At 56.4% G+C, this 18,188-nt stretch carries 19 protein-coding genes and 1 pseudogene; 18 read left to right on the top strand and 2 right to left on the bottom strand.

The features are described from left to right. Nucleotides 1–261: 261 nt before the first annotated feature. The gene (locus CKO25_RS21945) at nt 262–795 is read right to left on the bottom strand and encodes a hypothetical protein (protein WP_200387912.1); all 534 of its coding nucleotides are present in this window, start codon (nt 793–795) and stop codon (nt 262–264) included. Between the two features lie 20 nt (nt 796–815). Between CKO25_RS21945 and CKO25_RS21940 the strand changes: the two genes are divergently transcribed. The 7 genes from CKO25_RS21940 (at nt 816) to CKO25_RS10580 (ending at nt 4,823) form a co-directional block, all read left to right on the top strand. Next, on the top strand, nt 816–1,052 hold the full coding sequence (locus CKO25_RS21940) for a DUF4258 domain-containing protein (RefSeq protein ID WP_200387911.1): 237 nt from the start codon (nt 816–818) through the stop codon (nt 1,050–1,052). After that, a complete protein-coding gene (locus CKO25_RS10605) occupies nt 1,052–1,255 on the top strand; it encodes a DUF2283 domain-containing protein (RefSeq protein ID WP_200387910.1) in 204 nt (67 codons plus the stop codon). Before CKO25_RS21940 ends, CKO25_RS10605 begins: the two co-directional genes overlap by 1 nt. A gap of 147 nt (nt 1,256–1,402) precedes the next feature. Further along, nucleotides 1,403–1,600, top strand: a complete 198-nt coding sequence (locus CKO25_RS10600; protein ID WP_200387909.1) for a hypothetical protein — start codon at nt 1,403–1,405, stop codon at nt 1,598–1,600. 150 nt (nt 1,601–1,750) lie between these two features. After that, entirely contained in the window at nt 1,751–2,521 is a 771-nt protein-coding gene (locus CKO25_RS10595; RefSeq protein ID WP_200387908.1) for a TIGR04255 family protein, read from the top strand. After that, nucleotides 2,518–2,994: a hypothetical protein gene (locus CKO25_RS10590; RefSeq protein ID WP_200387907.1), complete on the top strand. Its 477-nt coding sequence runs from the start codon at nt 2,518–2,520 to the stop codon at nt 2,992–2,994. The genes CKO25_RS10595 and CKO25_RS10590 overlap by 4 nt, the downstream gene beginning before the upstream one ends. Beyond that, a complete protein-coding gene (locus CKO25_RS10585; RefSeq protein WP_200387906.1) occupies nt 2,936–3,436 on the top strand; it encodes a hypothetical protein in 501 nt (166 codons plus the stop codon). The genes CKO25_RS10590 and CKO25_RS10585 overlap by 59 nt, the downstream gene beginning before the upstream one ends. A 787-nt stretch (nt 3,437–4,223) precedes the next feature. After that, nucleotides 4,224–4,823, top strand: coding sequence for a hypothetical protein (locus tag CKO25_RS10580; RefSeq protein WP_200387905.1), 600 nt, complete (start codon nt 4,224–4,226; stop codon nt 4,821–4,823). Between the two features lie 110 nt (nt 4,824–4,933). Here the strand turns inward: CKO25_RS10580 and CKO25_RS10575 are convergent, their stop codons facing one another. Continuing rightward, nucleotides 4,934–5,311, bottom strand: coding sequence for a hypothetical protein (locus tag CKO25_RS10575; protein WP_200387904.1), 378 nt, complete (start codon nt 5,309–5,311; stop codon nt 4,934–4,936). On the opposite strand from CKO25_RS10575, the pseudogene CKO25_RS22140 reads away from it, so the two are divergent. From CKO25_RS22140 to CKO25_RS10520, 11 genes and pseudogenes are all read left to right on the top strand, one after another. Further along, nucleotides 5,240–5,497, top strand: a pseudogene (locus tag CKO25_RS22140) (PD-(D/E)XK nuclease family transposase); the annotation flags it as partial. The gene CKO25_RS10575 and the pseudogene CKO25_RS22140 overlap by 72 nt on opposite strands. Before the next feature lie 137 nt (nt 5,498–5,634). Beyond that, complete coding sequence (locus CKO25_RS10565; protein WP_200387903.1) at nt 5,635–6,630, top strand: glycosyltransferase family protein; 996 nt, start codon at nt 5,635–5,637, stop codon at nt 6,628–6,630. A gap of 49 nt (nt 6,631–6,679) precedes the next feature. Further along, a complete protein-coding gene (locus CKO25_RS10560) occupies nt 6,680–8,689 on the top strand; it encodes a glycosyltransferase (protein ID WP_200387902.1) in 2,010 nt (669 codons plus the stop codon). Next, nucleotides 8,686–9,186 carry a class I SAM-dependent methyltransferase gene (locus tag CKO25_RS10555; protein ID WP_242467546.1) on the top strand — a complete coding sequence of 167 codons (501 nt, stop codon included), beginning with the start codon at nt 8,686–8,688 and terminating at the stop codon, nt 9,184–9,186. Before CKO25_RS10560 ends, CKO25_RS10555 begins: the two co-directional genes overlap by 4 nt. A gap of 14 nt (nt 9,187–9,200) precedes the next feature. Then, nucleotides 9,201–10,307: a glycosyltransferase gene (locus CKO25_RS10550; protein WP_200387901.1), complete on the top strand. Its 1,107-nt coding sequence runs from the start codon at nt 9,201–9,203 to the stop codon at nt 10,305–10,307. 172 nt (nt 10,308–10,479) lie between these two features. Continuing rightward, nucleotides 10,480–11,223 carry a sulfotransferase family 2 domain-containing protein gene (locus tag CKO25_RS10545; RefSeq protein WP_200387900.1) on the top strand — a complete coding sequence of 248 codons (744 nt, stop codon included), beginning with the start codon at nt 10,480–10,482 and terminating at the stop codon, nt 11,221–11,223. 12 nt (nt 11,224–11,235) lie between these two features. Beyond that, a complete protein-coding gene (locus tag CKO25_RS10540) occupies nt 11,236–12,462 on the top strand; it encodes a glycosyltransferase (protein ID WP_200387899.1) in 1,227 nt (408 codons plus the stop codon). 634 nt (nt 12,463–13,096) lie between these two features. Further along, nucleotides 13,097–14,032 (top strand): glycosyltransferase family protein, encoded by a 936-nt coding sequence (locus CKO25_RS10535; protein WP_200387898.1) that lies wholly within the window; start codon nt 13,097–13,099, stop codon nt 14,030–14,032. Nucleotides 14,033–14,036: 4 nt separating this feature from the next. Further along, a complete protein-coding gene (gene asnB, locus CKO25_RS10530; protein WP_200387897.1) occupies nt 14,037–15,893 on the top strand; it encodes an asparagine synthase (glutamine-hydrolyzing) in 1,857 nt (618 codons plus the stop codon). Between the two features lie 265 nt (nt 15,894–16,158). After that, nucleotides 16,159–17,205, top strand: coding sequence for a glycosyltransferase family 2 protein (locus CKO25_RS10525; RefSeq protein WP_200387896.1), 1,047 nt, complete (start codon nt 16,159–16,161; stop codon nt 17,203–17,205). A 61-nt stretch (nt 17,206–17,266) separates the two neighbouring features. Continuing rightward, the gene (locus CKO25_RS10520; protein ID WP_200387895.1) at nt 17,267–18,013 is read left to right on the top strand and encodes a class I SAM-dependent methyltransferase; all 747 of its coding nucleotides are present in this window, start codon (nt 17,267–17,269) and stop codon (nt 18,011–18,013) included. Nucleotides 18,014–18,188: the final 175 nt, after the last annotated feature.

Raw genomic sequence — 18,188 nt, 5'->3', positions numbered from 1 at the left:
ATGGGGGGTCCTCCGCAGGTTTGGTCGCCCGTTGTGGACCATCAAACCCCATGCATGTTCATTTTCTCTATAGATTGCTTCTCTAGTACATTGTATCTAATGGCGTTTTATTGGGGATACCTCAGGGATGGACCACGTTTTAATCTTGGTCATGAACGCGATCAATCGTGGTCTTCCCCCGGTTCTCCACATCGCGATCAAGACAGTTGCGATACTCATGAAACAGCGCTTCGGGCAGGAGCAAAACCGTCCTCGCTACGGTCATCGGGTGTCGACATGGCTGCGAGTCTGATTGACAGTCTTGACTTCGGCGATACCTTCACCAATCCGGCAATGCGCCATCTCTTTTCGGACGAGGCGCGCTTTCGCTCCTGGCTGGACGTCGAGGCGGCGCTGGCGCGCACGCAGGCGCGGCTCGGCTTGATCCCGGTCGGCGCGGCCGAAGAGATCAGTCGAGCGGCGGTGATCAAGCGGCTCGATTTCAGGATGCTCGAGCAGCAGATCGACGAGGTGATCGGCGCGGTGGCGCGCCTCGCCCGCGATCATCGCGACACGGTCATGGCCGGCCGGACCTTCCAGCATCCAGCAGCAGGCGGCGCCCATCAGCTTCGGCTTCAAGGCGGCGGTGTGGCTCGACGAGCTGATCCGCCATCGCGAGCGCCTGTCCGAGATCACGCGCCGCGCCCTGGTGTGCCAGTTCGGCGGCCTCTGCGAAAACCAACGTCCAGCCGTATCGCGCTGGCCGTTGAAACTCTGACCGCCCATCTTAAAATTACTTTGATTGAGTACGGTCACTTCGAGGAATTTGCTCCGCCATGGATTTCAGTGCACATTGCCGGAAGATGCTCGAAGAGCGTGAAATTCCACTGGCTTGGGCTGAGAGGGCCTTCAGGGATCCTGACCGAACAGAGGAACGCGCAGACGGTACCCGCCATTATCTCAAGCAAGTCCCCGAACGTGGGCATCGCTGGCTCCGCGTGGTGATCAGTGTCGCGGGCGGCTCGCCGACCTGTGTGACTGTCTTTTTTGATCGCCGACTGAGGACATTTTGATGAAGCTGAAACTCGACAAAGAAGGCGACGCACTTTACTTTCGTCTCCGCTCTAGCACCATCGTTGAGTCCGAAGAGGTCCGGCCCGGCGTCATTCTCGACTTCGATGAGGACGATCAGGTCGTCGGCGTTGAGTTCTTGCATGTCTCCGAACGGGCTAGCAAGGAAGATCTCGCGGTGATGCAATTCGAGCACGACCGATAACTGCCGTCCCCCGGGAATAAACAGTGACGGACCACGTTTAATCTTGGAAATGAACGCGATAAATAAGTGAATCTAGGGCACGTGATACTTCTGACGTCAACCCGCGGACCTGAGTGACGACCAAGGCAGGATCCGGAGCTGAAGACTATGAAAAAGTACACATCGACCAAGCGGCCGGCCGGAATCGCACAGACAAGACTCCCGCAATCGGCGCATGCTGAGATTCGTGCGATTGCGCGCACGGTCGATCAGCTCGAGGCTGATCCCATAGCGCTGCAGCGTGTCATGCAGCGTGCCGGGATCGTCACGAAAAAGGGCAAGCTAACCAAAGCGTTCGGCGGCTAATGGCGGCGACCCCGCGTGACGAGATACTGCCAGGTTTGTTGCTCGGCTTTCACGGTACAGACCGCGACATCGTCGAGCGGGTCCTGGGAAGAGATCTCAGAGATACAGCGAATTTCTTTCTGGATTCACTGAAATGGTACTGATGAGGCTGTGGATATCACCGTGAATGTTAGAAAATTGACCAATGCCCCGGTGCGTGAGGCGGTCATCGATATTCAGTTTGATCCCGCTGCCAATCTCGACGACCTCGATGTATACGCCGAGGCGTTGGCGTCGGAGTTCGACAGGTCGTCACCTCTTTGGCGCACGGAATTTGGATTACAGGTCGGAATAGAGGGAACAGCACCGGCCCCTGAATCACAAGTCGCACGCCATGGTTTACGTCTGCAGTCGAGTCAGCGGCCCTATGTGTTGCAATGCCGATTGAACGGGTTCACCCTGAGTCGCTTGTATCCCTATGAAAACTGGGAAGAGCTCATAGAGTCCGCGCTTCGTTATTGGGATACATTCGCTAAGGTTGTGGTGCCGAACGAGGCTGGGCAAGGCCGAATCACTCAGATTGCTGTCCGCTACATCAACGAGCTTCGTTTGCCGTTACCGATCAGGGATTTTTCCGACTATCTCAGGGCGCCGCCAGAAGTGCCGGCTTCCTTGCCTCAGGCGTTGCAGTCCTTTCTGCAGAGGGTCGTGATTCCGCTCCCGGAGACGCAAGCCGTCGCGATTGTCACTCAAGCCCTCGACGCACCGTCGGCACCGGCAGAAAGCGTTACTGTGATCCTTGACATTGACCTAAAACAACGTTTGACGATCGATGTTTCTGACCAAGAGCGGCTATGGGATCAGCTGAAGGCGTTGAGAGCGGATAAAAACCGCATATTTTTTAGCTATGTAACTGACAAGCTACTGGAGACGCTCGAATGACGACCTTGGCGATTAATCCATCCGGTCACCTCGCGCCGTGGCTTTGGGGCGAAGAAGAAGATAGTGGTGGCCCACTGGCGCATCGCCTATCGCTGACGCTGCGAGAGGCGCGCAGAAGACTGAGCGGAACTGCCGGAGGTTTGGATTACTGTTTCGATGATCTGTATGCGCTTGCAATCGAATGCGGGATCCCCTCGCACAACAATTTATTCGCCGTCGGCCGAGCGTTTCTAACCGCTTTGCCGGCCGACATCGCTGCGCCATCCATCGACCTGGACCAGGACGGTGATCTCGTCTTCGATTGGCGTGGTCCGCAAGGGGCTATGTTGACCCTTTGCTTGGCAGACGACGGGCAACTGAACTTTGCCGCTCGCTTTAATGACCATTACACGAGAAACGGCCAGGACACTTTCGATGATTCGATTCCTACGGATCTTATCGGCCTTGCTCGGAAGGTCATCGCTACGCGATAGCCAGCGGCACCAATACATTTCACCGACTGGATCGGTTGCGCGATTTGTTTTTGAAAAGCGCAAGTTTTTCGCCGATGGACATCCTAAACCCCATGTTTTCGAGCCGATGAAGAACAAGCAAACCGGAGTATTTGAGACCTCGGTCTGTGGTTTGAATGAAATGGCTCACGAACGTCTCTGGTTTATCGGAGCGCACATACGCGACAAACCTGCCCTTGCCGCTGTGGAGATCGCTGTCGCAGAAGTCAATCGAGCAGGCCTGTGCTGCGAACCCGATCCTTGCACAGCTCCCATTGATTTCCCGGAGCATGGCCTAATCCTGGGCTGGCATGAGTCCGAAAAGTCCCGTCGGATCGAGAAGATGCAGTCACTTGCCGCAGCTTGCAAAGCGACGCACAGACCATCCTCATCATGTGATGACGTGGATTTGCCAGACGTTTGAGCATTTCCATGACGGATCATGAATAGAAACCCTCCATGCCGTGCTCCAGTTGAGCGGGAATAAACAGTGACGGACCACGTTTAATCTTGGTAATGAACGCGATGAATCGTGGTCTTCCCCCCGGTTCTCCCCATCGCGGTCAAGACAGTTGCGATACTCATGAAACAGCGCTTCGGACAAGAGCAAAACCGGCTCCGCCGGCGCCATGGTGGATGCGGTGTTGGCGAAGGTGGAGCGGCGTTGATTTGTTACCGACTGCACCGGCGTACCGGGCGACCCAACGTCAACTTGATGCGACTCTCCGTTTGATCGTCTAGTGGTCAACGTCGTCGCCCAATCATCGACGAAGCGTCGAAAATGCGGCCTGCCGGAATATCGACCCTCCGGTCGTGACGCGATTCGATGGGGTCGACGCCTGTGCTCGCTGATTAAACCAGCCACCCAAAACCCAAAGAGCTCTTGACATCCGCTCCGCGATGTCGCGCATGCCCGGTGGCGCTCTGCGCCACGTGACACGATGGCCGAAATGACGAACGAGGCCGTCGACGTCCGTCAACGATCTGATGATAAAACATAAAAAGCATGAAACTCTTACTGCACCCGTACAGGTTCCCGAAAAGAACATCCGGCGCAACTGCTCCCGAGACTCATGACACTGCAACCAGAGCCCTCGTCGCTCGACTGTCGAGAGGGAACGTGTTACTGCAATCCGGTCGCTATCAGACACGCGAGCAGCTTGAGGCGCGTGCTGCGCGGATGAAGCAGCATCGTTTCTTCGCGTTGTCTGATGATTGAGAAACCTGAGCGGTTCGCAACACTTGCCAGCCTCTTTCAGCAGGCGGAAGTCCAGCTTAAACAAGCTGAGGAGATCGATCGTAATCTCACGATCCCCGCGGTCAACGAGTTACGCTACGTGGCCTTCCACCTCATTCGGGCACTTTCCGAGCAGGGCCGAGATGGATTCGATTCCGATATCGAGCGTGCCGAGAATCACGCAAAGCGAGCAATTTACGATGCAACCGAGGCAAGCATCCTGGCATTGCTCGAGAAGGCCGAGGTCTACCAACTTGAATTTCGCTCTCTGGAGTGCACGACCGAGGTGCTGCCCAACTATGTCGATCTTCTCAAACGCTTGGAGTCAGCCCGGCGCGGCATCGCACAGGTTCGGGCCACCGAGGAGCATTATCTGAACCGCCAACAGTATTATCCGGAGGTTCTCGGGTATATCAGTGGCCTCAGGGATCTCGTTGCGACACTGGAGCAAGCCGACCCACTGATTCGGATGAAGAGCCGCAAAAGAGCAGTTCATTTTTACCTGATGGTGGCGTCGCTTGTTGCGGCCATACTCGGTATCCTCATTAGCCTTGCACTATTCCTTCTGCAATGACAAAACCAAGATGGTGGAATCGCCCCGACGGCTCAACCTGGGGCGACTGGTAATAAACAGAAATAATCAGAAGAATAAACAGGGACGGACCCTGAGGTATCCCCACCAACTCATCCCCCGGCGGCGCCGTCGGCGAGCAGGCCGTCATGATCGCTCGCAACCCGTTGGTCTGGTGGCGCGATGGCGGTGAGCAGCTCATCGAGCACATCACGGGTACTGTCGAGGACGAGCAGCAGACGCGCGAGGAAGATCCGCGAGTCGACGCGGCGCTTGCCGTTGCCCGGATGCAGCCGGCGGTGGGTGCCGGCGCGCTCGGCCGCGGTACCGAACAGCCAGAGCAGAACGGCGGCCAGAGTAAATAGGGACGGACGACGTTTAATCTCGGTGATGCATTCTTCAAGGACCTCGGTGATGCATTCTTCAAGGACGGGGAGCGTCTCGACGCCGACGCCCTGCCGCCCTGGATGCAAACCGACGAGATGAGGCAAGCCATGAGCACCCTGAAGGCCTTCTCCGACAAGGATCGCGCCTATCACGCGTACCAAGCGCGTCAGAACGATCTGCGCGAGCAACGCAGTATCCAGCGCCACTTCGACGAACTGCGCGCTGAAACCGAACAGCAACGGGCGGCGCTGGAACAACAACAGGCGGAGATGGAACAGCAACAGGCGGCGTTGGTGGTTGGCTACAAGCCCCTTTTCACCAATAACTCGGACACAACTCTGATCCAGGCCATCGGCCGGGGCGATCGAGGCCAGCGAATGGCAGGGTATCGCATCGACGAGTGCATCCACCGCCCCGAAGGATCGACATGACGTCTGCGCTGGAGACGATCACCGTCATCATCCGGTCCGTCGGAGAGCGCACCGAGTCGGTCTGCCGCCAGTTGATCCTCGACCAGGGAATCGAGGAAAACGCCATCTTCGTGATCCGCGAGGCCCCGTTCTCGCAGGCAATGCGCGTCGGTTTCCAAATTGGCCTGGCGCAAGGCCGGCCTTGGACCTTCTGTGTCGATGCCGATCTGCTACTGCGCCCCGGCTCGATCCTGCGGATGGTCGAGCTCGCCGAGGAGCAGCCCGAGAACGTCTGCGAGATTCAGGGCTACATCCTCGACAAGTTCTTCGGTGGACCGCGGATCGGCGGCATTCATCTCTACCGCACGGCGCTGCTCGAGCGGGTGCTCGCGGCGATCCCGGCTGAGGGGGTGGATATCCGCCCCGAGTACCACACCCTGCAAGCCATGAAGGCCGCGGGTTTTCCGTGGGTGCTGGTGCCGGAGTTGGTCGGGTTGCACGACTTCGAACAGAGCTATCGGGATATCTATCGCAAGTGCTTCGTGCAGGCGCACAAGCACGCGCATTTCACGGATCTGTTTCTGTCCATTTGGCGGGCGAGCGCTGCTGCGGACGACGACTATCGGGTTGCGCTAGCTGGCTTCGCACGGGGGATCGAGCATCATGGCGCGGTGCGCATCGATGCCCGCTCGGAGCCCTTTCGCGTGAGCCTTGATGCCTTCGGTATCGATGAGAAGGCCGCCATCGCCCCGGCGGACTGGTCGCTGGACCAAGTGGAGCGGATCATCGTCAGCTGGTCGGATCCCGAGATGTATCGCAACAAATTCCCGACACGCATGGGATTGGTCCCGCCGCCTCCGCGACCGGTGGCGCCGGTGCAGCCGGCGACGCGCCTGGCGCGCCTGCGTCGGCGCTTGGGCACGCAGGGCCTCGGCCGCACGGTGCCGTATGCGTTCGGATGGCTCTTGCAGCGCATCGGCCAGCGCATCCAGAGAATAGTGGCAAAGCCCTGATCGATGTGAAACCGCAGACCCCTTGGGTTGAGCCGAGATCAGTGCGCCGATGAGAATCGCCTTTGTAGCCTACGATTGGCCCGGCTATCGCGGCGGCCCCATCGTCAATGCGCGCCGCCTATTGCCGGAGCTGCAGCGCCGCGGGCACCAGGTGCATGCATTGATTCAGTACCATCGCGGCGGCTCGCCGACGGCCGATCTGTTGCGCGCGCAGGGCGTGCAGGTGCATGCCGTGGTATTCCATCGCTGGACGGAAGATCGCATCGACTGGCTGTTGGAGCGGCTGCGGGCCATCGGGCCGGATGTCTTCGTGCCGAATCTGTCGGTGGCCGGCTGGTACGCCGCTCGCTGGGCTCGCGAGGCAGGCATCCCGACGATCGCTGCCTATCGCAGTGACGATGCCTTTCATGCCGGGATGGTCGAGGAGTTCGTGCTGGGCGACCCGCGCTGGGCGGTGTCTGGCCTGATCTCCGTCAGTCAGGCGGCGCACGATCGTATCCTCGCGACTGACCCGGCGCGTACACGCCTTTGCGTGATCCCGTCGGGTGTGCCGGTGCCGAGCGCGGCGGCGGACCAGGCGGACGGTCCGCTGCGGTTGGTCTACGTGGGGCGTCTTGTACAAGAGCAGAAACGCATCCTGGAGACCATCGACGCCCTGGCCGCCGTGCTGCATCGGTTGCCGGATGCCACCGCCATGCTGATCGGGCACTGCGCCGCGGCACCGGATGAGGCGACGATCGATGCGCGCATCAAGGGACATGGTCTGGGCGATCGGCTGGCGCTTTTGGGTACCCTGGAGCCGGATGCACTGCACGATGTCCTGCGTCGGTTTCACGTGCTGGTCTTGCTGTCGGATTACGAAGGCACGCCGGGCTCGGTGATGGACGGCATGGCCTGCGGGCTGGTGCCTGTGTGTCTGGACATCCCGGGCGGGGTGCGCGAGCTGGTGCGACACGAGCAGACTGGCTTGCTGGTGGCGGATCGGGGTGATGCCTTCGTCGATGCCGTCTCGCGACTGGCGCATGACGGAGTGCTTAGGCGCAGACTGGCGACCAACGCCCGGCGGCATATCCGGCAGGGCTATTCGTTGGAGGTTGCTGCCGATCGCTGGGAGGCCTTTCTCGCACAGTTGGTCGAAGAGAATCCGGTGCCGCGCACGACGATCGCCCGGCCTGCGGACGATGCGCTGCCGCCGGTCAACCCGGGCTTGGCGCGCGAGGATCACCGTCGCCCGCTGCCGCCACCGCCACGTCCACTCTGGCGCCGGGTGCTAGGCGGGCTGCGTCGGCGTCTGCGGCCGGTTCGGCTCCTGCAGCGGGGGCGTCCGCCTGCCGATCCCTCGGCGGCCTTCCTGGCGCCGCGCTGCGAGGCCGGGAATCTGGACCGGTATCTGATCCGCCGCTCGATCCTGGACGCCTTGCACGCGCAGCGCGACCGGCTGCGCGGGACGCTGCTCGACGTCGGCTGCGGCCAGATGCCCTACAAGTCGATCCTGACGGCCCCGGCCGGACAGGTGACGCGGTATCTCGGGCTGGATTTCGCGGACAATCCCATCCACGACAACCAACCGGACCTCTGCTGGCAGGACGGCCGCATCCCGCTGGAGGATGCCGGCGTGGACTGCGCGCTCTGCACCGAGGTGCTGGAGCACTGCCCGGAGCCGGAGTTGGTCCTCCGCGAGATCGCGCGCGTGCTGCGGTCGGGAGGGGTTCTATTCCTGACGGTGCCCTTCCTCTGGCCGCTGCATGAAGTGCCGTACGATCACTACCGCTACACCCCCTTCGCCCTGCGCCGCCATCTGGAGCAGGCCGGTTTCGGCGACATCGAGTTGCACGCTACCGGTGGCTGGGACGCCAGCCTGGCCCAGATGCTGGGCCTGTGGGTCCGGCGGCGCCCGATGAGCACAAGTAAGCGGCAGATCCTGTCCTGGTTACTGCTGCCGATCTATCGCTGGCTCGCCCGTCGCGACGCGTTGATGCCGGTCCGGTTTCAGGAGGGGGTGATGCTGACCGGGGTTTGGGGAACGGCAGTGAAACACGAGACAAGCCGGAGCCGATGATGCTGAATACAACACATGCCGACAGGAACCTAGAAGGCGATGCCCACACACCTGGGAGAATTGGAGTGGATCTCCAGGCATTGCCATTTGCGGATGGGGCCTATGATTTTGTCTATGCGTCTCATGTGCTGGAGCACATTCCCGACGACACGAGAGCCCTCGCGGAAATCCGGCGCATCTTGTCGCCGAACGGCATCGCCATCCTGCCGGTTCCGATTGTGGCCGACAGGACGATCGAGTATCCCGAGCCCAATCCCCACGAATCGGATCACGTCAGGGCACCGGGCTTGGACTACTTCGAGCGCTATCGCAAGCATTTCGCAAAGGTCGAGTGCATTCGCTCCTCGCAGATACCCCGGCGCTACCAGCCGTATGTCTACGAGGACCGAACAGGTTGGCCCAACGGGCTATCCCCACTCCGGCCGGCGATGACCGGCAAGCGCCATGAAGACGTGGTGCCCGTGTGTTATGTCCGCACGGCCGCAGGGCTAATCTAATGGTTAAATCAGTCGTGGCCGTCGTTTCACCCAATAAAAATGCCTATTCGGAGACCTTCATTAAGGCGCATCGAGAGTTACTGGATGCGGATGTCCGCTACTACAGCGATGGCTTCATTCCGCGGGTTCTGGACTGTCAAGGACCATTGAGCTCGAATGCACTGCCGTGGTTACTACGCCAGCGCCTACGACGTCGATTATACGGTTCACAACTATCGCTTGACGAACTGGCTCTGCTCGACTCATTTGACCAGCAAAAGGTGGATGTGGTGCTAGCCGAGTATGGCATGACCGGCGCTGCACTTGTACCAGTTTGTCGGCGCGCAGGACTACCTCTGATCGTCCACTTTCATGGCCGCGACGCTACGGTGCAGTCGATACTCGATTCGCATCGTGATTCCTACGCGGTTCTTTTTGAGTACGCATCTGCCGTTGTAGCTGTTTCGCGCGACATGGAAAAACGCTTGATCGCTCTCGGATGCCCAAAGGATAAATTGATCTACAATCCATACGGTCCACGTGACGAATTCTTCGAGATCAAACCCCGTAATAGCGCTTCTCCAATGTTCATCGCGGTGGGTCGCTTTGTGGATAAGAAGGCACCCTTCAACATCCTCTTTGCGTTTAAACGGGTTCTCGAGCGGCATGTGAACGCGCGTCTTGTCATGGTAGGTACTGGCCCCCTCTGGTTCGCCTGCCAAGTGCTGACAGAGCGCCTCCAACTACAACATGCGGTGTCATTGCCGGGTGCAGTCGAACCCGCTCGGGTACGCGATCTCTTTGCAGGGGCCCTGGCGTTTGTGCAGCACTCCGTCACTGGGCCAGATGGCGACATGGAGGGCACGCCCGTGGCAGTCCTCGAAGCGGGCGCCGCAGGGCTTCCGATCATCGCAACCCGCCATGCAGGCATCGCTGACGTGGTGGTGGAAGGGGAGACCGGATATCTGGTTGACGAACATGATGTCGACGGCATGGCAGCTGACATGTCACGCCTACTAGAACAACCTGGATTGGCACATAAGATGGGAACAGCCGGTCGGTTGAGGATAAGAGAGAAGTTTACAATGGCGAGGCATATTGGGTGTCTGGATCAGTGCATTATCGACGTCATCGGTAATTGACGGTTCCGTTGTCTCATTAGTTCTCCGTACAGTTGGGAAATACGAGAAAGGCAGTTGTAAGCGGTGCTGTTTTCAGCATGCTTTAGTCTTTGGTGTGCCCGTGAAGCTCGATAATGAGCTTCGGGTTCTAGTTGACGCAAAAATGTATCAAAAAAGCGCGATGCGATAAGCCATGCATACTAGACTGAAGCGATTTGCACAAATGCACGGGGTGATTCGGCCTCCATCTCGCCTTCTGTTTGAGCATATTCCGAAATGTGCAGGCTCAACGATTAGCTCATATTTGCGGTCGTGTTATCCAGAATGCAACACTTTCGAGATCGATGGCGCACAGCCGAGAAAAAGCATTGAATCTTTTCTCCGCTCAAGTGAATCAACTCGGTATGGATACAGTTTGATCATGGGTCATGGTGCGCACCAACTCATCAGCTTTAGCCACCCTGAGACAATTGGCTTTACGGTATTGAGAGACCCCGTTGATCGAATCATATCGCACTATTATTTTGTCTTGAAATCTCCGAGACACTACTTGCATCAAGAGGTGGTTTCTCGTCGTATGTCATTGATTGACTATGCGACATCGAATCTCTCGGGCGAGCTCAGGAACAATTATGTCACTCGCTTTATCGGAGTTGATGCTGCAGAAGCGGAGCGAAACGCGAACGAATCGGTCACAGCCGTTATAGATGCACTTCGTCGGTATGCCGTCGTTGGCGTGACGGATCGCGTGTCGCTGGCGATCGAAAAGCTGTCTAAGATTGCTAACTTGCCTAATGACTATTCGGGCGAGCGGCATAATGTCAATAGGGGTCGCGTGGCCCGCGATCAAATACCACAAGAAACCAAACGCCTGATCGAGGAGGTTAACTTTCTTGATATGCGCTTGTACGAGTGGGTCCGTGCCGGTGCACCCTAGGTTATCCAGCTCATGATGACGGTTCTTCATGTCACAAGTTATGGGGAACTCTATGGTGCGAATCGATCCCTTTTGGATCTGGTTGACGGACTTCGAGATCACGGTGTCCGTTCGATCGTATTAGTACCCTGCGAAGGTGGTTTGACGGCGACCTGTCAGCGGCACGGAATCGAGTACTTGGTATGGCCTTTCGAGACTTGGGTTAACTCGCCGCCACGTTACGATGTACTCGATTTAAATGGAATATCAAGCTATCGGCGACTGTTGCGCCTCGCCGGATGGTCGTTGCTTAATTTTCGCCAGCGGATGTCGCGGGGCCGCGGACTCAGTGCAAAGCGACTGCGTAACGAACGTCAGTCGAGATTCCTTGCACGTTCTTTCTCCAGAAGCACTATTGACCTGGTGCATACCCACTCGGCCGTTAATCCGTTCGGGTCGCTGCTCGCACGTGACTTGTCGTTGCCGCACGTTTGGCATTTACGGGAATTCGTGGACCTGCATTATAGGTATCAATTTGATTTAGGCAAGGGTAGAGCGTTGGCCCGTATTAAGCAATCTAGCGCGGTCATCTGTATCTCAAATGCAATTTCCAATTATTACTTTGGCGATAAAAGAAACGTGTCTGTTGTTTACAACGGTGTCCTTCGCCTAGCAAGGTTCCAGGAATTGCTTGCCCATGCTGGAAAAGGGAGCAAGCCCCAGCCTGGAGTGTTCGCGATCGTAGGTTTGCTGCATGCTGCTAAGCAACAAAGCGAGGCAATCAAAGCTCTTTCATTGGTGTCAAAAAAACACCCATCCGTGCGACTTTTAATCGCTGGTGATGGTAGTGACGAGTCGCTACTTCGGTCACTTGCCGCTGAGTTAGGCGTCGATAAAAAAGTCGATTTTCTTGGATACGTTTCTAATCCGTTCGAAGTCTATAAACAGGCGAGTGCAGTTCTGATGTGCTCGCGATACGAAGCTATGGGTCGTGTAACAGCCGAAGCAATGGCAGCATGGCGACCCGTCATTGGATTTGACCAGGCCGGTACAGCGGAACTCATTCAGCACGGATTCAGTGGGTTGTTATATCGAGACGGACCGGAAGAATTAGCGAAGTGCATGGCTGATTTAATCGAGAATCCGGGGCTTGTTTTGAATATTTCCGAGAATGCCTGGAACATTGCCGTCACGAGACATACAATTGAAAAGTATTCTAATAGCGTCTATCAGGTCTATCGGAAAGTCATAGAGCCCTAATCTCTTTCAGATACCACCCCTCTTACCATATCTACGCTGTGTTAAGTTGGACATGGGGTGTCCAAGCAACCAGAGTCATGCAGAGTATGCGCTTAGTCATACGTACTGCAACCGATCTGTATAAGGTTCGCGCTTCCCAATCATTACCCTAGAGATACATGCCAGTGATTTGCTCGGAACATTTCCCATGAACCGCATCTATTCTTGCATGGATAAAGATATTTTTCGTTAGCTGTCCCTGATAGAATGAGCTGACTGCATTGGTCTATGAGTCACTATTTCGGGAACTTTTCTTGAGCATCAGGCCAATGCGAAGGCACAGACCATGTCTGACAATTCTAGCATACATGAGTTACCACGCACTCTATTGATTTCCGGTACTGCTCCTGGCCCTTCTGGTGTCGGGGGTATCGTTTTAGACGATCTTTGCACATTATTTAAGCCTGGCTATCTTAGTGCCTTTCTTCCCCGAAAGGCGTTGGATGTGTCTCAACCAATTGAGGTGTTTCGGATACGGGAGGCGGTTCGATTCTGGACTCAACGAACCGAAATCAAGTTCGCTAGCCTAGGTCGTCCAGGGCGGTTCGTGGCCGCGATAGTGCGTGGATTTCGACGAGAACAGTTCCAGCGTCAAATGGCTTTTGAGGCAGTGACTTTTGCAAAAGAACAAAAAGCTCAAGCAGTTTGGGCCGTGCTCGATTCACCCTTATCGATCGCCATCGCTAAGCGAGTTGCCGTTGCGCTTGACGTTCCCTTGATCACCACAGTGTGGGACGACATCGAACATAACATCCGCTATTTCCGTCTTGATCCAATTGCTGCGCGAGATGCGCGACGGTATTTTGCTAATGCCCTCCAACATAGTTGCTGTGCTGCACTGATTGGTGAAGCGATGCAATCGAGCTATGAGCGTAATTATGGGGTTCAAGGGGTTGTGGTGCGGCATGGTTTACCAGTTGATCTGCGTTTAGCTCCCAAGCGCTTACTTGATGCTACAGATATCATTCGGATCGGTTTTGCCGGCAGTATCTCTGCGAGATCAGCTTTCGAAGGGCTGTTGAACGCCTTAGATCGGATGGCATGGAGCTTTTCTGGAATACCTATAGAGCTACGCCTGATCACACCGCGAATTACTTTGAACGCTGGAGTACCACGCAGGATCGTTTATCTCGGTTGGCAGCCGACGATGGCGGAGGCAGTACATTTACTCGCTGACTGCCATTTGAATTACTTGCCACAGCCGTTTGAGCAGGAGTGGTCGCCCTTCACCCGATTGTCTTTCCCGAGCAAGCTCACAACCTATCTGGGCGCCGGCGCACCGCTACTGTTGCACACCCCCCCGTACGGATCCTTGCATGGTTTTTTTGATCGGTACCCGTTTGGGGTGAGGTGCGACACCCTTGAGCCCTCAAGCTTAATCAAAGCCCTGTGTGATCTACTCGAAGAGCCCGAGCGTTACCGTCAGGCCGGCGAAGCGCTGACGCGCGCCCTTGACGAGGCATTTACCGCCGAACGCTTTCACAGCGATTTCTTGCGCGTGCTCGCCTGTGCTCGGCCGCAAGCGGACTGATTTCATGTGCGGCATCGCAGGAATCTTACAACTGGATGGCAGACGTCCGGGACGCGAGGACATCGAGGCGCTGAATCAGCGGCAGATCCATCGCGGCCCGGACGGCGAGGGCGTCTATCTGGACGGTCCGATCGGGCTCGGGCACCGCCGCTTGGCCATCATCGACCCGGCCGGCGGTCAGCAACCGATGTGCAACGAGACAAACGAGGTCTGGCTGGTCGCCAACGGGGAGATCTACAACTTTCGCGCGTTGAGGGCCGAGTTGGAGCGCATGGGTCATCGCTTTCGCTCCCAGAGCGACTGTGAGGTGATCGTTCACGGCTATGAAGCATGGGGCGATCGGGTGGTGGAGCGCCTGCGCGGCATGTTCGCCTTTGCCCTCTGGGACGGTCCGCGACGGCGTCTTCTGTTGGCCCGCGATCGGCTCGGGATCAAGCCGCTGTGTTACTCCTCAACCGACAACCGCCTTGCCTTCGCCTCGGAGTTGCAGGCCTTGCGCGTCTTGCCGGACTTCGATGCGCGAGTCGATACCGAGGCACTCGACCGCTATCTGCATCTGCAGTATATCCCTGCGCCGCTGTCGATTTATCGGGGTGCCCGCAAGCTTCCCCCTGCGCATACGCTCGTGCTCACGGCCGATGGCGCCGCGCCGGTTCTGCGTCGATATTGGCAACTGGAATGGCGGCCGGATGAGTCTCTGAGCGAGTCGGAGTGGGTCGAGCGCCTGGATGCGGCCTTGGGCGATGCCGTGCGCTCCCATCTGGTGTCGGATGTGCCGTTCGGCGCCTTTCTCTCCGGCGGGGTGGATTCAAGCGCCGTGACCGCCTACATGCGCGAGACCCTCGGGCCGGGTCTGGACACCTTCACCATCGGCTTCGACCAAGCGGGATTCGACGAGCGTGGGCCGGCGCGCGAAACGGCGGAGCAGCTCGGGAGTCGGCATCACGAGTCCGTGGTGGACCTCAACATTCTGGATTTGCTGCCGCGCTTGGTCAGGCACTATGGCGAGCCCTTTGCCGACAGCTCTGCGCTCTGCACCTGGCGTGTTTGCGAGACCGCACGCGAGCACGTCACCATGGTTTTGTCCGGTGACGGGGGTGACGAGCTGTTCGCTGGCTACCCCTACTTCCCCAAGCTCGTGGAGCGGTTCCCGGTGCTGACGGGGCCGCGCCGCGTGCGACGCCTCGCCGGTGATCTGCTGCGCCGGATTGGTCTGCTCAATCCCGTCCCGACTCTGGCAGAAAGCTGGTATGGACGATCTCCCTTTTTTGATGACGCCTTGCGTCGTCGTCTCTGGTGGCCCGACTACCATGACCGGATAGGTACAACCCGGACCTGGCATGAGGCGCAATTCACCCGCGTCGACCGACTCGATACCCTGAGCCAGTGCCAGTCGGTGGATCTCCAGACTTATCTTCCCTTCGACAACCTGACGAAGGTTGATATTGCCAGCATGGCCCATGGATTGGAGGTGCGGGTTCCGTTGTTGGATCACGCACTAATCGATACCGTGACGCGCATCCCGGCACGCTACCGGATGGCGAAGGTCGATGCGGCGGGGGGGGCGGGCGGAGACATCTGGTGCGGTAAGTATGTCCTCAAGCGCGCCGCGCAGCGTTTCTACTCTTGGGAGTTTCTGCAGCGCCGCAAGGTGGGCTTCTCTGTCCCCCTGTCGGCCTGGTTCTCCGGTCCTTTCAAGAACGAGCTGCAAGTCCGGCTGCTGGACCCGGCCGCCGGCCTGGGGGACTGGTTCGATCCCGCCGAGATCAAGCGGCTGGTGTCCGAGCATGGACAGTCCGCCGATCATGGGCATCGGCTTTGGAGCCTGTTGTTTTTGGCGCAGTGGTTTTCGCAATACTGACTCAGAACTCGACGCAAGAGTAATAGTCGGCAAATGGCTGGGTTTGCAGTGTTCCCGTCAGCTTTACGGATAGGGGACATTCTGGATCTATTCTTGAAAACCGAGCATCTGCATATCCTCAGCTTTTACGAGCAAAACATCGCAATCCCTACGTGGGATGAAGTAAATTGTTGGTCGAAATGGACTAAGCTAAGCGCTTTCAGTTTGGAATAGCGGACTGCCGTGTGTTAGCTTCTTAATCATGCATATTCTGTGTTGACTAAAAATGAATCAGCCTCTCGTTAGTGTCGCTATCATTACGTATAACCATAGTAAATTCATAGGCGACGCTCTTAGGGGGGTCAAGGCGCAGGTAACCGACTTTCCGGTAGAAATTGTTATCGGCGATGACGGTTCAACGGATGACACCCGCGCTCGATGTGAAGAGTTCGCCCGGACGTATCATGGTACAGTTCTGATTTCTTCACGGAAACGTGACCATGAGGACCGGAAAAACTATGGCGCAGTTTTCATGCAGAATGCCTTGGCAACACTCGAAGAGTGTCAGGGCAAATACGTTGCACTACTTGAAGGCGATGATCGTTGGTGTGACGAGAGAAAACTCTCGCTGCAGGTGGAGTTTCTTGAGAAGAATCCTGAATACAGTATGTGTTGTCATGCTGTTGAGGTGGACTTCGGAGGGTCGAAACCTTGCGATGCGACGCAATTCAGTTGCATGGTCCCAGAAAGCGATCCAAATGAGAGGGACTTACGCGGAACTGATTGCCCACCGCATCAGCCGGCAACCTGCAGTATCGTAGTCAGAAACGAAGTGCTGCATGGCTGTGCTCAACAGCTTAGACGAATGCCGCTTTTCGATCTTCCCATCTTTTTCCTAGCCGATAAGAAAGGAAAGATACGGTACATACCTCACGTTATGGGTGTATATCGTATGCACGCCGGGGGCGAGTGGTCAGGTGGTGATGCCATCCGTCATTATCGCGATCTATCAAAAGCATGCGGATTAATGATTGCTGGGGAGATCTATCGTGACGAAACGGTGCGCCAATGGCTGCTTGAATTGCTTAGCTTCAACCTAGTGAATGCCATCAAGCGAGGTGCATGCGATCAGTCGGTTTCTGTAAAAGATGCGCTGCAAGAAATTATTGGACAAAACGTTGATCTACCGTGGTCTATTGGATCTGCATGCCAGGCGCTTTTAGACACAAGGAGGCAGTTGATAGAAACAAGGCGATCTAAATCATTCCGGTTAGGACAGTTTCTGGTTGGTGCGCCATTTAGGTCGGTTTTTCATAGATGGCTTTCGCATTGATAGTGCGCAATCCAAATGGATGTTGTTGTCAATTTACAATAATAATGCTCGGAGTGTGATTATGGATAGATATCTAAACGGTTTGCGCAGAATTAAGCATCGCCTAGTCAATAAGCTGAAGCTGCTCCAACTCTATCCTGCGACAAGTGAGATCAAACGATTTCAGGATGACATTGCTCAAGCCGATCAATTTTTAAGCCTTTTTGAAATAGCAGAATCCCAACTTGGAATCGGTCAGATCAAGGAAGAGATTCAGTCACTAATTGAACATGTACAAAGTATAAATCCAGGTATTATAGTCGAGATTGGCATCCAAAACGGTGGCAACTGCTTCTTATTTTTGCGTTCATTTGAAAGCTGTCGACTGGTGTTGGGTGTGGATCGCAAAGTGCGCAATTGGGAAAAGCTTGTTTATGCTGGAAGGACAGGGCAGCGTTTTTTTCCGATTGAGGGCGATTCATCGTCACCTGTTGTCGAGTCGATCTTGCGTAGGCAATTACGCGGTAAGAAAATCGATTTTCTTTTCATCGACGGGGATCACTCTTATGATGGAGTGCTGCGGGATTTGACCCTTTTCTTTCCTTATGTTTCAGACGGAGGGCTAATTGCATTCCACGATATCGTACCCGATTATTCTTACAGGCATGGCCGACAAACAACTTCGTGCTCGGGTGAAGTGCACTTACTTTGGAATAAACTCAAGACTTTTTTTGAGTTCAAAGAATTTATCGCCGACCCGGATCAAGATGGTTACGGTATAGGATTGATTCGCAAGCATGGACCAAATCTCCCATTTCTTGATCGCTAAATTAAAAGGTGAACTATTTACCACAGACGTCATGTCGTAACAACAGGAAGCGGGCGAGCTGGAGCCCCTTTTTGGTGAAGCTTTTGACTCATTTAGGACTAAATTCGGGATTTCAGTTCGATGACCTGGCCTGCACGAATATTCACACGGCTAGGGCAGGTCCGAGAGATGACAT

Origin of the sequence: Thiocapsa imhoffii (assembly GCF_016583985.1) — a bacterium.
GTDB lineage: Bacteria > Pseudomonadota > Gammaproteobacteria > Chromatiales > Chromatiaceae > Thiocapsa > Thiocapsa imhoffii.
The sequence above is the reverse complement of the archived record's forward strand: the minus strand, read 5'-3'. Positions and strand labels throughout refer to the sequence as shown.

Bases quoted from the DNA above. Each gene is read 5' to 3' on its own strand.
- CKO25_RS21940 (WP_200387911.1), top strand. From the start codon at position 816: ATGGATTTCAGTGCACATTGCCGGAAGATGCTCGAAGAGCGTGAAATT.
- CKO25_RS10605 (WP_200387910.1), top strand. From the start codon at position 1,052: ATGAAGCTGAAACTCGACAAAGAAGGCGACGCACTTTACTTTCGTCTC.
- CKO25_RS10600 (WP_200387909.1), top strand. From the start codon at position 1,403: ATGAAAAAGTACACATCGACCAAGCGGCCGGCCGGAATCGCACAGACA.
- CKO25_RS10590 (WP_200387907.1), top strand. From the start codon at position 2,518: ATGACGACCTTGGCGATTAATCCATCCGGTCACCTCGCGCCGTGGCTT.
- CKO25_RS10585 (WP_200387906.1), top strand. From the start codon at position 2,936: ATGATTCGATTCCTACGGATCTTATCGGCCTTGCTCGGAAGGTCATCG.
- CKO25_RS10580 (WP_200387905.1), top strand. From the start codon at position 4,224: ATGATTGAGAAACCTGAGCGGTTCGCAACACTTGCCAGCCTCTTTCAG.
- CKO25_RS10565 (WP_200387903.1), top strand. From the start codon at position 5,635: ATGACGTCTGCGCTGGAGACGATCACCGTCATCATCCGGTCCGTCGGA.
- CKO25_RS10560 (WP_200387902.1), top strand. From the start codon at position 6,680: ATGAGAATCGCCTTTGTAGCCTACGATTGGCCCGGCTATCGCGGCGGC.
- CKO25_RS10555 (WP_242467546.1), top strand. From the start codon at position 8,686: ATGATGCTGAATACAACACATGCCGACAGGAACCTAGAAGGCGATGCC.
- CKO25_RS10545 (WP_200387900.1), top strand. From the start codon at position 10,480: ATGCATACTAGACTGAAGCGATTTGCACAAATGCACGGGGTGATTCGG.
- CKO25_RS10540 (WP_200387899.1), top strand. From the start codon at position 11,236: ATGATGACGGTTCTTCATGTCACAAGTTATGGGGAACTCTATGGTGCG.
- CKO25_RS10535 (WP_200387898.1), top strand. From the start codon at position 13,097: ATGGCTTTTGAGGCAGTGACTTTTGCAAAAGAACAAAAAGCTCAAGCA.
- asnB (WP_200387897.1), top strand. From the start codon at position 14,037: ATGTGCGGCATCGCAGGAATCTTACAACTGGATGGCAGACGTCCGGGA.
- CKO25_RS10525 (WP_200387896.1), top strand. From the start codon at position 16,159: ATGAATCAGCCTCTCGTTAGTGTCGCTATCATTACGTATAACCATAGT.
- CKO25_RS10520 (WP_200387895.1), top strand. From the start codon at position 17,267: ATGGATAGATATCTAAACGGTTTGCGCAGAATTAAGCATCGCCTAGTC.